Below are 14,660 nucleotides of genomic sequence, written 5' to 3'. Positions count from 1 at the left end.
ATGACTGTTCAAGTGATAAGCTCGCAGAATGACGAGCCAGGACGAGATACCCCAGGCGCCGGCGGACGAGCATGCGGACCTGTGGCTCACGTCGACCGAGCTGGCCTCCTGGATGTCGGTGGTCCGCCTGATCACCCGACTCCCCTGGGCGATCGACGTCCAGCTCCAGCGCGACGCCGAGCTGAGCATGGTCGAGTACATGACCCTCGCCATGCTGTCCGAGGCCCCCGAGTGGACCTTGCGCATGAGCGTCCTGGCCGAGCACACCAGCACATCGCTGTCCCGCCTCTCGCACATGGTGAAGCGGCTGGAGGGCCGCGGCTACGTGCGGCGGGAGCCGGATCCGAGCGACGGGCGGTTCACCAATGCCATCCTCCTGCCGGCCGGCATGAGCAAACTGGAGGCGGCGGCCCCTGGGCATGTCGCCCATGTCCGCCGCCTCGTCGTGGACAACCTGTCCGGCGAGCGCCTGCGCAGGCTCGGGCAGGAAGCGGAACGCATCCTGCAGCGCATCGACTCCCCCGCGCGCTGATGCCCGTCACTTGACGAGGCAAGTCACCCGCTCGGCCGCAATGCATCCCAGCACGACGCGGAGGCCGAAACGACGAGCCCTTCCCCGAGATTGACTTGAATGTTAAAGTCGATGTACGAAGGCGCCGATCCCGGCGCCGCCTCGTCACCCGCATGTGGCACGGATCAGGGAGCCGAGATGTCACTGGAAAACGAGAAAATCATTCGCAACGCCTACCAGGTCGCCGAGGAGCGGGACGTCGCCAGCTGGGTCGCGGCGTTCACCGAGGACGGGACCTTCACGGACATGTCGGTCCCGTTCACCTACCGCGGTGCGGACGAGCTGGGCAAGACGGTCGAGGTCTACGCGAAGGCGTTCCCCGACATGCACCGGGAACTCGAACGCTTCTACGTCACCGGCGACGTGGTGATCGTGCAGCTGCGCCTGCAGGGCACCCACCTCGGCCCGCTGGAGCTGCCCTCCGGCTCCGTCCCGCCGACCGGCAAGCGCATGGATGCCCCGTGCTGCGACGTGTTCGAGCTGGTCGACGGCAAGATCAAGCGTTTCGACTGCTACGCGGAGGGCTCCGTCATCGCCGCCCAGCTCGGCCTGGTCTGAGCCTTAGTGCAACGTGAGCCTTCAAGTCGACGGATCTGGACTTCGACTTGAAGGCTCACGTCAGAGGAGGTCGCCATGACCACCGTCACGCCCGAGCCAGACCGGTACGCCATCGACGTCCCGCGCTCCCGGATCACCTTCACCACCAAGCACCTCTTCGGCCTGGGTACGGTCCGCGGCAGCTTCAAGCTGCGCGGCGGGACCGTCTCCCTCGCGGAGCCGCCGACCGGGAGCCGTGTGGACGCAGTCGCGGACGCGGCCAGCTTCGAGACCGGCAACAAGAACCGTGACCGCCAGGTCCTCTCCAGGACCCTGCTGGACGTCGCCGCCTACCCGGACATCGTCTTCACCTCGACCGGAGCCGAGCAGGACCAGGCCGGCACCTGGGCCCTCCAGGGCCAGCTGACCGCCCACGGCGTCCGCGCGCCCGTCACCTTCACCGTGTCGGACGCCCGGATCGACGGAGACGAGATCTCCGTGGAGGCCACCGCGACCGTCGACCGCTACGCCCACGGCGTCACCAGGCTCAAGGGCATGGCGGGACGCCGGCTGCAGCTGACCGCGACCGTCCGGGCCCGTCGCGCGGACGACAGCCCCGCCTGACCGGGCCGTCGAAGAAGTCGAGGAAGGAGTGGACGTCATGGCCACTCTCAAGGTCGCAGTGATCCTCGGCAGCACCCGCCCCGGCCGCAACGGCAAGGCCGTCGCCGACTGGATCGTCGACCGCGCGGGAGCCCGCACCGCCGCCGAGTACGACCTGGTCGACCTCCTCGACTGGCCGCTACCCTCCATGGACGAGCCGCTACCGCCCTTCATGGGCCAGTACCGGGGCGCCCACACCAGGACGTGGGCCGCCAAGGTCGCCGAGTACGACGGCTACGTCTTCGTCACCCCGAGTACAACCACTCCATCCCCGCCGTGATGAAGAACGCCATCGACTACGCCTACGCCGAGTGGAACAACAAGGCCGCCGCCTTCGTCTCCTACGGCACCGTCGGCGGCATCCGCGCCGCCGAGCACCTGCGCACCATCGCCGGCGAACTCCAGCTCGCCCACGTCCGCCGGCAACTGGCCCTCTCCCTGTTCACCGACTTCGAGAACCTCGCCCTCTTCAAGCCCGGCGCGCGCCACGACGCTGCGGCCACCAAACTGTTCGAGGAGCTGGAGCCCTGGTCGGCGGCCATGAAGACCCTGCGCGACTGAACCGTAGGAGACGCCATGCCCGAGCACACCCCTTCCGTCACATCGGCGGGTTCGTACCCTCTCGGCCCGCGCCGGGTGCACCGGATCGGATACGGCGCGATGCAACTGGCCGGCGACAACGTCTTCGGCCCGCCCCGCGACCGCGACGAGGCACTGCGCGTGCTGCGCGCCGCCGTGGCAGGTGGCGTCGACCACATCGACACCGCCCAGTACTACGGCCCAGGCGTCGTCAACGAGCTGATCCGCGAGGCGCTCCACCCCTACCCCGACGGCCTGGCCATCGTCACCAAGGTCGCCGCCCGCCGCGACGAGACAGGCGCCGTCCTCCCGTACGACGAACCGCACCAGCTGCGCGAGGGCATCGAGGAAAACCTCGCCACCCTCGGCGTCGACCGCCTGGCCGCAGTGAACCTGCGCCTGGCCGACCGGACAGCCGCACCGGGCAAACGGTTCGACTCCCAGCTGGCGGAGCTCGTCCGAGCCCGCGAGGAGGGACTGATCGACGGCATCGGCCTCAGCAACATCGGGCGGGAGCACCTGCTGCGGGCGGGCGACCAGGCCGACATCGTCTGCGTCCAGAACCTCTTCAACCTCGCGGACCAGCGCTCCCTCGACGTGCTCCAGGAGTGCTCCGCCCGAGGGATCGCGTTCGTCCCCTTCTGCCCCCTCGGCTGGCCACGCGGCATCCAGAACCGGATCCTGACCAGTCCCGTCCTCACCGACCTGGGCAAGCGCCTGGGGGCCACCCCGGCACAGCTCGCCCTCGCCTGGCTGCTCGACCTCGCCCCGAACATCCTGCTGATCCCCGGCACCCGCACCCGCACCCACCTGGCCGAGAACCTCACCACCGCGTCGGTGCGGCTCGACGAGGCGTCACGAAAGGAACTGGCCCGGGCGTTCCCGGCCCCCCGGCAGCCCACCTGAATTGCTCCCACCGCCCGGACGATCTCGCAGTCCTTCCCGGCCGCTTGGCGGTAGTTGCCGTGCGCGGGTGTCGGTGACGCGCAGCTGGTCGAGCGCGCCCGGGTGAATGAGCTCGGCATGGCTGCGGTTGCGGGTGAGCGGAGGGAAGGTGGCGATCAACCGCTCGGCGGCCGCCGCCGCGGGCACCCCGAGAAGTGCCGGCGGGTTGCCCAAGCCAGGAAGGCTGCCGAGTCCTGTGCGCACGGCTCTGGCGGAGCCGAGCCTCGAGTAGCGATCTAGGATGAAAGGCAAGGCTTCATCTCCAGGCCCGCGCCGCAGCGGCAGGGAGGCCGGAATGGCGTTCGACACGCCCGGTTTCGAGCAGGCGGACAACTGCCGCTACCTACCGATCTCCGAGCACGGCCTGATCGGTGATCTCCGTACCGCCGCGCTCGTCGCCACCGACGGCACGATCGACTGGTACTGCTGCCCGCGCTTCGACGCGCCCAGCGTGTTCGCGTCCATCCTCGACGCGGACCGCGGCGGCCGCTTCGAACTGTGCGCGGACGTGCCGACCCGTACCCGGCAGTTCTACTTCCCCGACACCAACGTCCTGATCACGCGGTTCTCCGCCGCGGACGGGGTGGCGGAGATCCAGGACTTCATGCCCGTCGTCGACGAGTCCCGCGAGGCGGACCGCCACCGGCTGATCCGGCGGGTGGTCTGCGTCCGCGGCGTGCTCCCGTTCAGGGCGCGGATCGCCCCGCGCTTCGGCTATGGCGCCGAAGCGCACACCGTGCACCTCGAAGGCCACGAGGCGGTGTTCCGCTCCCCGTCACTGACGCTCGCGCTGACCTCCACCGCGCCCCTGGAGAGCGACGGGCCCGACGTGTGGTCGCACTTCAAGCTCCTCGAGGGCGAGTCCCAGGTGTTCGCCCTCGACCGGATCGGCGACGACGTCCGGGCCCGGTCGTGTCCGCGCGCCGAGGCACAGGAGCAGGCCGAGGCGACCGTCCGGTTCTGGCGTCACTGGCTGGCCGGTTCGCGCTACCACGGGCGGTGGCGCGAGATGGTGAACCGGTCCGCACTCGTGCTGAAGCTCCTCACCTACGCCCCGACCGGTGCGATCATCGCCGCACCAACCACCAGCCTGCCCGAGCGGATCGGCGGCGAGCGCAACTGGGACTACCGCTACGTCTGGGTCCGGGACGCCGCCTTCTGCATCTACGCCCTGCTGCGCCTCGGGTTCACCTCGGAGGCCGAGGCGTTCATGGGGTTCCTCGGCGAGCGCGGCATCATGCGCGGCACCGGCGCGTCCGGCCCTCTGCAGATCATGTACGGCATCGACGGGCGCAGCGAGCTGCCCGAGTACGAGCTGTCGCATCTCCAGGGCCACCTCGGTTCCGCGCCGGTGCGGGTCGGCAACGCCGCCACCGGGCAGCTCCAACTGGACATCTACGGAGCGCTGATCGACTCCGTCTATCTCTACGACAAGTGGGGCCAGCCGATCAGCAGCGACGGGTGGGAGGCGGTCGGCGCGGTGGCGGACTGGCTCTGCGAGCACTGGGACCAGCCCGACGAGGGGGTCTGGGAGACCCGCGGGGGGCGGCGCAACTTCGTGTACTCGCGGCTGATGTGCTGGGTCGCGCTGGAACGGGCGATCCGGCTGGCGAACCGGCGCGGGCTCCCCGCCGACCTGCCCCGCTGGCGGCAGTCCCGGGACGCGATCTACCGGCAGATCATGGCCCGCGGCTGGTCGGCCGAGCGCGGTGCGTTCGTCCAGGGGCTGGACGGCACGATCCTCGACGCGTCCCTGCTGATGATGCCGATGGCCAAGTTCATCTCGCCCACCGATCCCAAGTGGCTCTCCACCCTGGACGTGCTCACCTCGGACCTGGTCTCCGACTCCCTGGTGTACCGCTACGACCCTGCGGCCAGTCCGGACGGCCTCCACGGCTCCGAGGGCACGTTCTCGATCTGCTCCTTCTGGTACGTCGAGGCGCTGGCCCGGGCTGGCCGGCTGGAGGAGGCCCGGCTGGCTTTCGAGAAGATGCTCACCTACGCCAACCACGTCGGCCTGTTCGCCGAGGAGATCGGCCCGACCGGTGAACAGCTCGGCAACTTCCCCCAGGCGTTCACCCACCTCTCGCTGATCAGCGCCGCCTTCAACCTCGACCGGGCCCTGGGCTGAGCCGGGCATCGCCGCCCGGACCGCGGTGCGTGACGCGTCGCGGCGGGTCGTGTGCCGTACGTCGCATCCGTACACGAAATCGAGTCCCGCTGAACCCGGAACGGTTCACTGTTCCGTTCGATAGCGGGCGGCTATCGCTGAAGCCGGTGGCAAGTCTTGGACGACGACGCACGCAGAGACTTGGCTTGTCGTGCAGGCAAACGAATGCCCTGTGCCGGCTGGTCGCCGGGGTGGGCAAGCCCGGGTGCCGACGAGTTCCGCAGTGAGAGGAGCGCTGAGCAGTGTCTACCGTGTCTACTGAGACTGTCGGAGGCCGCCGGGTCGCGGTCGTGACCGGCGGCGCCGGTGCGATCGGCGGGGCGATCGCCGCGCGGCTCGCAGCCGATCACGCCGTGGTCGTGCTCGACCGTACGGGCGAGGTCCCGGTCGATCTGGGTGATCCGGACGCTGTGCGCCGGGCCGCGCGGGTGGTGCTGGATCGCTACGGCAGGTGCGATGTTCTGGTCCACTCGGCCGCCATGGTCGCCTTCGGGCCGTTCGAGGAGTTCGAACTCGACCTGTGGCGTCAGGTCCAGGCGGTGAATGTCGAGTCGGCGCTGCTGCTCACCCAGGCGTTCGCGCCGGGGATGCGCGAGCGAGGCTTCGGCAGGGTGGTCTTCATCGTGTCCAACACGTTCTGGCGTCCCGCGGGCGCGCACATGCTCGCGTACGTGGCGTCCAAGGGGGCGCTGATCGGCATGACCCGCGCCCTGGCCGTCGGGCTCGGCGGCCACGGGATCGCGGTCACGGCTGTTGCCCCGGGGCTGACTCGCACTCCGGCTACCGGTGTGGTGCCGACGGAGGAGTTCGAGGAAGTCGCGGCGCACCAGGCGCTGCCCCGGCCGCTCACCCCCGACGACACCGCAGCTGTGGTGGCGATGCTCGTCGGCGACGACGCCGCCGCGCTGACGGGCCAGGTCCTCACCGTCGACGGTGGCCTGGTGATGCGTTAGGAACGCGCCCCACGGCGGGAACCTCACCATGGGGCTCCCGCGAGCGAATCACGTATCGCCAGCCCCGACGGCTACGGAGAAGGTGTCGGATTCGGGGTATCGGCGCTGGTCTCACCGTGCGTGGACAGCAGCCAGCCGTGCTCCTCGGCGCATCGCCGGACACTTCCCAGAAGACGTGTGACGGCGGCGGACCTGCTGCGCGCGGACCACAGGACCGACCACTCCACGCGGATCTCCGGTTGGACGATTCGACATGCGGCGTAGCCGGGATCTGCTGCGGCGGTGTGGTGGGCGAACGAGGCGGGCGGCAGGCCGACCTCCCGGTTCGCCCGCAGTCGGGCGACCATGGCCTGGGGAGGCGGGTCGGCGAAGGTCTGGATCCGGGGCTGGAAGCCTGACTGCTCGCAGGCGGCGACGACCCTGTCGTAGTAGCCGGGCGCGAGCTCGCGCGGGAACAGCAGCACCGTCTCGTTCTCGAGGCCGGCGACCGGGACGGGGTCCGTGTCGGCGAGGCGGTGGTCCTTGCCGCACAGCAGCGCGAGCGGCTCCAACCGCACCAGGGCACCGCGCACCCCCTTCATCGGTGCGGGGAACAGCGCGATTCCGACATCCAGGTCGCCGGCGAGCACGCGGCCGGGGATCTCGGAGCTGAAATGCTCGGTGGTGAGGACGGTCAGGTTGGGGCTGTCGTGCTCGACGGCGGACAGGATCGCGCCGAGGGTCTCGTATCCGGCCATCGGTGCGTAGCCGAGTCGTACCGTCCCGGCGACACCCGCGCCGGCCTGCTGCGTGCGTTCGGCGGCGCGCTCGAGTGCGGCGAGCGCGCGGGGCGCCTCCTCGAGGAGCATGCGCCCTGCCGTGGTGAGCTCGACCTTGCGGCTGGAGCGTACGAACAGGTCGACCCCGAGTGTGCGTTCGAGGCTGTGGATCTGGTTGCTCAGCGAAGGCTGGGCGATGTACAGGCGCGCGGCGGCGCGGCCGAAGTGCAGCTCTTGGGCGACGGCCAGGAAGTACCGCAGCTGGCGCGGTTCGAGATCCATAGCCGGAAGCTATCACCGGTGCGGCTGGGAAGTATTGGACGCCGGACTGCGTGACGCGTTGACTTGTCAATGGAAGTTGAACCTTCAAGTGAGGGAGTCAAGTCGCCATGAGTACGACATCCGGCGCGACGAGCCTCGACAGTTTCCACTCCACCCGCACGGCGCAACGCGCGGACGAGCTGGCGCGGGAGCTGTTCGACGCGGTCAACGCCGACGACCCCGGCCGCATCGACACGGTTCTGGCGCGCTCGGTGCTGTCCTACGACGTGCACGGCACCCGCAGCCGAACCGGCGTCAAGAACTACTACGCGGGCCTTCGCCGGTCCTTCCCGGATCTCCGCCTCGAGGTGCACGAGAACGTCGGCGTCCTGGTCGAAGGCGACCTGGTCGCGCTGCGCACGGTCATCACCGGCACCCACAAGGGCGCGTACGCCGGGAATGCGGCGACCGGGAACCCGGTCCAGACCTCGGCCTCGCACATCTTGCGTGTGCGCGACGACCAGATCGTCGAGCACTGGCAGGTCCTCGACACCTACCGCATCCTGGTCGCGATCGGCGCCATCCCCAAGGCCGCCAACGCCTTCCAGCAGATCCTCGGCGTCGAGGAATCCGCGGGCGGACTGTTCCCCGAGAAGCTCGGCACCGCCTTCGGCAAGGCCGCCGGACGGCCGGTCTCGCGCGAGGAGTCCCGGGCCGTGGTGCGCCGCCTCTACGACGGCGTGATCGCCACCGGGAAGCCCGAGGACGTCGACGTGGTCGGCGAGGAGTACCTGCAGAACTCCGGCTGGACGCCCGACGGGCGCGACGCGTTCGCCAGTGCGCTCGCGATCAGCCGCGGAGCGATGCCCGACGGGCGGGCCCTGCAGACGCACGTGGTCGCCGAGAGCAACCGGCTCGCCTCCCGGAGCGTGTGGGACGGCACCATCGCCGGCAGCGGGCGGGCGGCCGACTTCACCACGCTCGACTTCTTCCGCGTCGAGGACGGGCTGATCGTCGAGCACTGGGAGTCGGTCGACTGGGTGAGGGCGTATCAGGCATTCGGGCTGCTACCCGACGACATCCGGGACATCTGAGACATCTGAGCTAGAACTGATTCAACGTCAACGGAGAGGAAGGCCGGAGATGACCACCGCAATCGTAGGCGTCGGCAACATCGGGAGTGCTCTCGCCCGGCACCTGGTGGCCGGAGGCGAGAGCGTCGTCCTGGCGGGGAAGGGCGCCTCGCACGCGGCGGAGCTCGCGGACGAGCTCGGGCCGCTCGCACACGCCGCCCCCGTGCAGGACGCGATCGCGGGCGCGGACACGGTCGTGTTCGCCATCTGGCTGGATGACATGAGGGAGATGATCCCGCGGGTTCGACCGCTGCTCGACGGGAAGGTCGTGATCGACCCGTCGAACCCGATCGCGTTCGACGAGACGGGCCGGATCGTGCGGTCGCTGCCTGACGGGCAGTCGGCCGGGTCGGTGGCCGCCGCCCTGCTGCCCGGAGGTGCCCACTACGTGAAGGCGTTCGGCACCCTCGCCGCGGAGGTGCTCGCCGCTAACGCGAAGCGCACGCCGCAGCGTGCGGCGCTCTTCTACGCCACCGACGACGAGATCGCCGCGGCGACCGTCGAACGGCTGATCCGCGCGGCCGGGTTCGACGCCGTGAAGGCCGGCGGCCTCGCCGCCGCCGGACGCATCGAGGCGCCGGGAGGCGACCTGCACCAGTTCGGGTTCAACGGCGAAGTCGTCGACCTCGACCAGGCGCGCGCCGCTGTCGGCTCCGCCCACCCGTGATCCGCACACGAAGGGGCAGAGCGCGACCCGGATCGGCGTGATCCTCGGAAGGTGGGCTACGTCCTGGCCACTCTGTCGCTACAGCTCATCCCGGCGCACAGCCCGGATCGTGAACGACAGGAGTTCGACATGAGCGAAGCACTCGACTGGAACGCGAAGACCATCGCAGAGTTCCGAGCGGAGCACCCACCAACCCGGACTGGTACCGCAACCTGACCGCCGCCGGCGAGGGCACCGTCGAACGCGGCACCGCGACCCACCAGGTGACCGTCCGCGAATTGAACGGCGCCGAACGCGACCGCATCCACGCCGAGCAGGCCCGGCGTTACCCCGGCTTTGCCGAGTACGCACGCCAGACTGCCGGAATCCGCGTCATTCCCGTGCTCGAACTCCGGCGGGCGTAACCCACACCCCTGCCGACTTCAGTGAGTCGAAGGAGAGAGATCATGCCCAAGGCGGTCAGGTACGACGAGTTCGGCGGGATCGACGTGCTGCGGGTCGACGAGGTGGAGCGCCCGGTGCCCGGGGACGGGCAGGTCCTCGTTCGCGTGAAGGCGGCCGGCATCAACCCCAGTGAGGCGGTCATCCGCACGGGGGCGGTGGCGCAGATGTTCCCGTCGACGTTCCCGTCCGGGCAGGGCAGCGACCTCGCCGGGGTCATCGAGGAGGTCGGCGCCGGGGTCGGCGGATTCTCGCCCGGTGACGAGGTGATCGGGTTCAGCAACAAGCGGGCCTCCCAGGCCGAGCTGGTCCTGGTCGAGGCCGACGACCTCACGCGCAAGCCGGAAGAGGTTTCATGGGAGGTGGCCGGAAGCCTGTACGTCGTCGGCGTCACCGCATGGGGGGCGGTACACGCCGTCCAGCCCAAGGAGGGCGAGACCGTCGTCGTCTCCGGAGCCGCCGGGGGCGTCGGCTCGCTCGCCGTCCAGCTCGCGCGCCGTACCGGGGCCACGGTCATCGGCCTGGCGAGCGAGAGCAACCACGAGTGGCTGAAGAGCCACGACGTGGTCCCGGTCGCGTACGGCGTGGGGGTCGCGGACCGCATCAGGGCTGCCGCGCCCGGCGGCGTGGACGCCTTCATCGACACCTTCGGCGACGGGTACGTCGAGCTGGCCCTCGCCCTCGGCGTCGCAACCGATCGAATCGACACCATCGCCGATTTCGCAGCTGCCGAGAAGCACGGGGTGAAGACTGACGGAGGGGTCGCGGCCGGGCCGGGCGCCAAGGTGCTCGCCGAGCTTGCCGGCCTGATCGCCGACGGACACCTCGAGGTGCCGATCGCGAACGTCTACCCGCTGGCGCAAGTCCGCGAGGCCTACACCGAGCTCGAACACCGCCACACCCACGGCAAGATCGTCCTCAGGCCCTAGCTGTATTGACCACGAGCGTTGTCGACAGTGCTCCGGCTTGATCAAACGCAAAGACGTCCGGTGTGGTGGAGCGGCGGATGGGCATCGCGATCCCCGCCGCCGCCGCGATCAGCGAAGCGGTCCTCCACGCCATCGATCTGCCTGCCGACGTCGACGTCGACGAACTCGTCGTCCGGCCCAGGGATGACGGGCTCGGGCACACACCGTGGCAGGAGGACGGCCGGGAATTCGTGTGGTCCATCCTCGCTGGACCGCGTGCTACGAGGGTTGGCCGGTCCCGCTGACGAAGGTGTAGAGCTCGGTGATGACGCCGTCCTTGCAGTGGGCGATGTCCATTCCGGTCACGACGGGCGGCTGACCGGCGGGACCGTACCGGAAGGCGAGGTGGCCGAGGTCGTCGTTGACGGAGACGGGGCCGTCGGGCCGCATGACCCAGTCCGGGGACTGCGCGAGCAACTCTGCGGCACGCCGGGCGAGGGCCTCGCGGCCTCGGTTCACGCGGTCGGGTTCGTGCCACACGACGTCCTGGGCGTAGGTCACCGCGATGGCCGCGTCGCGGCGCTCGGCGTCCGGTTCGTTGAAGACGTCGAGGAGGTTGCGGCGCATCAGCTCCGCGACGGTGGTGTTCATGAGCGGTCCTTCGGGGTTGGCCCGCAGGGGGGAATTGTGGCCCCGGCCGGCAGCTCCGCGCGACCTGTGCACCAGGCGCCTCCCGACCTGGGCCGTGGTCATCGGGCACAGTGTGACGGCAGAACGGCCCGGCGCGCCGGATGACACCGAAGGGCGGCGGACCGCGCGGGATCATCACGCTGCTTTCGGCGACGGCTCTATGCGGGTCGATCGGGTTCCCGGTGGTCATGGCAACTCCTGCGGGGTGGCGGGCTCTGCGGGGTTGATCGGGAGGCGGACCTGGAAGCGGGTGTCGCCCGGGGCGGACTCGAGTCGCAGGTCGCCGCCGTGCCGGTTGACGATGATGCGCCAGGAGATGTCCAGGCCGAGACCGGTGCCTTCGCCGGCAGGTTTGGTGCTGAAGAACGGGTCGAAGACCCGACTCTGTACGTCGGCGGGCACACCGGGGCCGGTGTCGCGGACTTCGACCAGCACCTGGTTCCCGTCCTGTGCGGTCCGAACGGTGAGGGTGCCGCCGGCGCCGGTGCTGCGCATCGCCCAGGCGGCGTTGTCGATCAGGTTCGTCCAGACCTGGTTCAGCTCGGCGGGGTAGCCGGGGATGCTGGGCAACGTGCGGTCGTAGTCGCGCACGACGGTGATGCCCGGGCCGATCTTCGCGGAGAGCAGCAGCAGGGTGCCGTCCAGCAGCTCGTTCACATCAGTGTTTTGGTACGGGGCCCGGTCGAGCTGCGTGTACTGCTTCGCCGCACCGACGAGTGCGGAGACGCGGTTCGCGGCATCCTCGATCTCGTCGAGCAGGAGCTCGGCCTCCACCGTGCAGCTCAGCCAGTTCACTGCTCTTCCGAGCAGGTCTTCGGGCAGGGCTCCGGCGATCCGGTCCAGCCAGTCGATGCCCAGACCCGCCTCGACGAGGACCGGCGCCAGCTCCCAACCGTCGGCGACGCCGTGCGCCTCCAGCCAGTCGCCGATCTCGTCCTCGCGGTCCGAGGCCTCCAGCGGGTTGAGCGCTGGGGCCTGCCCCGCCTGGCCGATCGTCATGTCCTGCAGCTCCCTCAGCTGCGCCAGGTCCCCGCCTCGGCGTGGCTCGGCCGCGAGCTCCGCGAATTCGCGGCGCACCCGGGCGATGCGCTCCCGCAGGGCCGAGGTGGCACGTACGGCGGCAGCCGCGGGGTTGTTGAGCTCGTGGGTGAGCCCGGCTGTCACCGACCCGAGGGCGAGCAGCCTCTCCCTCTGGCCGACCGCCTCCTGCATGCTTTTGAATCCGAAGAACAGCCCCTCCAGCAGGTGGACGGCCATCGGGAACCAACTGTGCATGATCTCCGCGAAGGCCTCCGCGGGCAGCACGAAGAACCTGGACCGCTCGGTCACCCGGAGCGAGTTGTTGTACACCTGCGGCACCTGGTCGCCGAGGTAGGCCTGGAACGCCCCGGCGTACACGCCGGGCACGGACGTCCGGCTGACGTCCACCTGCTGGCCGCCGACGCTGCGCGAGAGGACCACGGTCCCCTGGAACAGCACGAACAGGCTCGCCGCGGGCTCGCCCTCCCGGTACACGGGGCCCGGGTCGAACCACTCGACGTGGCCGTCCCGGCACAGCTGGGTGAGTTGGTCGGGGGCCAGCTTCTCGAACAGGAACAGTGTCCGCAGCTCCTGTTCGTCGCACTTCTCCCGCGCGGAGGTCATGACTGCTCCAGGTACCGGTGCGCGAGCATGACGGCCATGGCGCCCTCGCCGACCGCGGAGGCGACCCGTTTGGCGGACTCCGCGCGCACGTCTCCGGCAGCGAAGACCCCTGGCACGTTGGTCTCGAGGTGGTAAGGGGGCCGATCCAGCGGCCAGCCGGCAGGCGGGCGCCCGTCGGTGATCAGATCGGGGCCGGTCAGCACGAAGCCTCGCGGGTCCCTGAGCACCGTGCCGTCCAGCCAGTCGGTCAGCGGTGCCGCGCCGATGAAGACGTACATCCACTGCGCGTCGACGGTCTCGGACTCGCCGGTCGCACGGTTGCGCAGGGTCAGCCCTTCCAGGTGTTCCTTGCCGTGGGCCGCCTCGACGACCGTGTCCGTGAGCACCATGACGGTGGAGGCGTCCTCGACCCGCTGGAGCAGGTAGTAGGACATCGAGGCGGCCAGCTCCGGTGCCCGCACCAGCAGGGTGACCTTCCGGGCGGTGCGGGAGAGGAACATCGCGGCCTGGCCGGCGGAGTTCGCACCGCCGACGATGTAGACCTCCTGTCCTTGGCAGGCGGCCGCCTCGGTCAGGGCCGAGCCGTAGTAGACCCCGCGCCCGGTCAGTCCGGCCGCCCCCGGCACGTCCAGCTGCCGGTAGGACACACCGGTCGCGAGGATCACGGTGTGTGCCGAGACGGCGGAGCCGTCGGAGAAACGCAGCGTGCGTGCCGCCCCCTTCACCTCCAGGCCGGTGACCTTGCACGCCGTGAGCAGCTCCGCGCCGAACTTCGTGGCCTGGCGGCGTGCCCGGTCGGTGAGCTGCGCGCCGGAGACGCCGTCGGGGAAGCCCAGGTAGTTCTCGATGCGGGAGCTCTGGCCGGCCTGTCCGCCGGTTGCCTCGCGTTCCACGAGGACGGTGCGCAGACCCTCCGAGGCTCCGTAGACGGCTGCGGCGAGGCCGGCGGGGCCGCCGCCGACGATGACCAGGTCGTAGAAGTCGGCCGTGGGGGTGGTCGACAGCCCCACATGGGCGGCCAGGTCGCGCTCGGCAGGCTCGACGAGGGCAGTGCCGTCCGGGGTCACCACCAGCGGCAGCCGCCGACCGTCCTGCCCTGCGGCGACCAGCAGACGTCTGCCTTCCGGTTCCTCGCTGGAGTACCAGCGGTACGGCACCTGGTTGCGGGCGAGGAACTCCCGGATCTGGGAGGAACGGGCCGACCAGCGGTGGCCGACGACCTTGGTGACGTCCACGGCGTGGCCCTCGCCGGCCCGCCACGTCTCCAGCAGGTCGTCCACCACCGGGTACAGCTTCTCCTCGGGCGGCTCCCACGGCTTGAGCAGGTAGTGGTCGAGATCGACGACGTTGATGGCGTCGATCGCGGCATTGGTGTCGGCGTAAGCGGTGAGCAGTACCCGTCGGGCGGCCGGGAACAGATCGAGCGCCGCTTCGAGGAATTCGATGCCGTTCATCTGCGGCATCCGGTAGTCGGCCAGGATCACCGCGACCGGCGCGCCCCGCAGCTTCAGCCCGCGCAGCGCCTCGAGCGCCGAAGCACCGGACTCGGCACGGACCACCCGGTAATCCTCCCCGTAGTGGCGGCGCAGGTCACGGGCGACGGCCCGGGACACCGCGGGATCGTCGTCCACGGTCAAAATCACGGTCCGCACCTCATCGGGGACCTCTGCCATGGTTCACCACCCAGGACTGTCGCAGGGCCGGAGCGGGAGCACCCCCTCCAGTCTGATCGCTGGCACG

General features: G+C 70.1%; 15 protein-coding genes and 1 pseudogene. 12 read left to right on the top strand and 4 right to left on the bottom strand.

Going from position 1 to position 14,660, the window contains the following annotated elements; translation table 11 throughout:
- Positions 1-28 precede the first annotated feature (28 nt).
- The 7 genes and pseudogenes from ACGFSC_RS14745 (at position 29) to ACGFSC_RS14715 (ending at position 6,418) form a co-directional block, all read left to right on the top strand.
- Positions 29-532: a MarR family transcriptional regulator gene (locus ACGFSC_RS14745; RefSeq protein WP_359907709.1), complete on the top strand. Its 504-nt coding sequence runs from the start codon at positions 29-31 to the stop codon at positions 530-532.
- 177 nt (positions 533-709) lie between these two features.
- Positions 710-1,129, top strand: a complete 420-nt coding sequence (locus ACGFSC_RS14740; RefSeq protein WP_359907712.1) for a nuclear transport factor 2 family protein — start codon at positions 710-712, stop codon at positions 1,127-1,129.
- 75 nt (positions 1,130-1,204) lie between these two features.
- Positions 1,205-1,732: a YceI family protein gene (locus tag ACGFSC_RS14735; protein ID WP_359907714.1), complete on the top strand. Its 528-nt coding sequence runs from the start codon at positions 1,205-1,207 to the stop codon at positions 1,730-1,732.
- Positions 1,733-1,769: 37 nt separating this feature from the next.
- Positions 1,770-2,332: pseudogene (locus tag ACGFSC_RS14730) on the top strand (NADPH-dependent FMN reductase).
- 15 nt (positions 2,333-2,347) lie between these two features.
- Positions 2,348-3,256, top strand: coding sequence for an oxidoreductase (locus ACGFSC_RS14725; protein WP_359907717.1), 909 nt, complete (start codon positions 2,348-2,350; stop codon positions 3,254-3,256).
- Between the two features lie 334 nt (positions 3,257-3,590).
- Positions 3,591-5,426, top strand: a complete 1,836-nt coding sequence (locus tag ACGFSC_RS14720; RefSeq protein WP_359907720.1) for a glycoside hydrolase family 15 protein — start codon at positions 3,591-3,593, stop codon at positions 5,424-5,426.
- A 329-nt stretch (positions 5,427-5,755) separates the two neighbouring features.
- A complete protein-coding gene (locus ACGFSC_RS14715) occupies positions 5,756-6,418 on the top strand; it encodes an SDR family oxidoreductase (RefSeq protein ID WP_359907723.1) in 663 nt (220 codons plus the stop codon).
- A gap of 71 nt (positions 6,419-6,489) precedes the next feature.
- Here ACGFSC_RS14715 and ACGFSC_RS14710 read toward each other — a convergent pair whose 3' ends face one another.
- Positions 6,490-7,458: a LysR substrate-binding domain-containing protein gene (locus ACGFSC_RS14710; protein WP_359907726.1), complete on the bottom strand. Its 969-nt coding sequence runs from the start codon at positions 7,456-7,458 to the stop codon at positions 6,490-6,492.
- A gap of 107 nt (positions 7,459-7,565) precedes the next feature.
- Here ACGFSC_RS14710 and ACGFSC_RS14705 point away from each other — a divergent pair, with 107 nt between their 5' ends.
- The 5 genes from ACGFSC_RS14705 (at position 7,566) to ACGFSC_RS14685 (ending at position 10,891) form a co-directional block, all read left to right on the top strand.
- Complete coding sequence (locus tag ACGFSC_RS14705; RefSeq protein ID WP_359907729.1) at positions 7,566-8,531, top strand: ester cyclase; 966 nt, start codon at positions 7,566-7,568, stop codon at positions 8,529-8,531.
- A 49-nt stretch (positions 8,532-8,580) separates the two neighbouring features.
- Positions 8,581-9,237 carry an NAD(P)-binding domain-containing protein gene (locus tag ACGFSC_RS14700; protein ID WP_359907732.1) on the top strand — a complete coding sequence of 219 codons (657 nt, stop codon included), beginning with the start codon at positions 8,581-8,583 and terminating at the stop codon, positions 9,235-9,237.
- A gap of 146 nt (positions 9,238-9,383) precedes the next feature.
- Positions 9,384-9,641 carry a nitroreductase family deazaflavin-dependent oxidoreductase gene (locus ACGFSC_RS14695; RefSeq protein WP_359907753.1) on the top strand — a complete coding sequence of 86 codons (258 nt, stop codon included), beginning with the start codon at positions 9,384-9,386 and terminating at the stop codon, positions 9,639-9,641.
- Between the two features lie 42 nt (positions 9,642-9,683).
- Entirely contained in the window at positions 9,684-10,607 is a 924-nt protein-coding gene (locus tag ACGFSC_RS14690; protein ID WP_359907735.1) for an NADP-dependent oxidoreductase, read from the top strand.
- Positions 10,608-10,684: 77 nt separating this feature from the next.
- Positions 10,685-10,891 (top strand): hypothetical protein, encoded by a 207-nt coding sequence (locus ACGFSC_RS14685; RefSeq protein WP_359907738.1) that lies wholly within the window; start codon positions 10,685-10,687, stop codon positions 10,889-10,891.
- On the opposite strand, the gene ACGFSC_RS14680 is transcribed toward ACGFSC_RS14685, so the two are convergent.
- From ACGFSC_RS14680 to ACGFSC_RS14670, 3 genes are all read right to left on the bottom strand, one after another.
- Complete coding sequence (locus tag ACGFSC_RS14680) at positions 10,866-11,237, bottom strand: nuclear transport factor 2 family protein (protein WP_359907741.1); 372 nt, start codon at positions 11,235-11,237, stop codon at positions 10,866-10,868. The two genes, ACGFSC_RS14685 and ACGFSC_RS14680, sit on opposite strands and share 26 nt — an antisense overlap.
- Before the next feature lie 225 nt (positions 11,238-11,462).
- Positions 11,463-12,920, bottom strand: coding sequence for an ATP-binding protein (locus ACGFSC_RS14675; RefSeq protein WP_359907744.1), 1,458 nt, complete (start codon positions 12,918-12,920; stop codon positions 11,463-11,465).
- Positions 12,917-14,593: an FAD-dependent oxidoreductase gene (locus ACGFSC_RS14670; protein WP_359907746.1), complete on the bottom strand. Its 1,677-nt coding sequence runs from the start codon at positions 14,591-14,593 to the stop codon at positions 12,917-12,919. The genes ACGFSC_RS14675 and ACGFSC_RS14670 overlap by 4 nt, the downstream gene beginning before the upstream one ends.
- Positions 14,594-14,660: the final 67 nt, after the last annotated feature.

Origin of the sequence: Kitasatospora sp. NPDC048715 (genome assembly GCF_043198905.1) — a bacterium.
In the GTDB taxonomy this organism is placed as follows: Bacteria; Actinomycetota; Actinomycetes; order Streptomycetales; family Streptomycetaceae; genus Kitasatospora; species Kitasatospora lactacystinica.
This window is presented reverse-complemented; position numbering and strand designations above follow the sequence as displayed.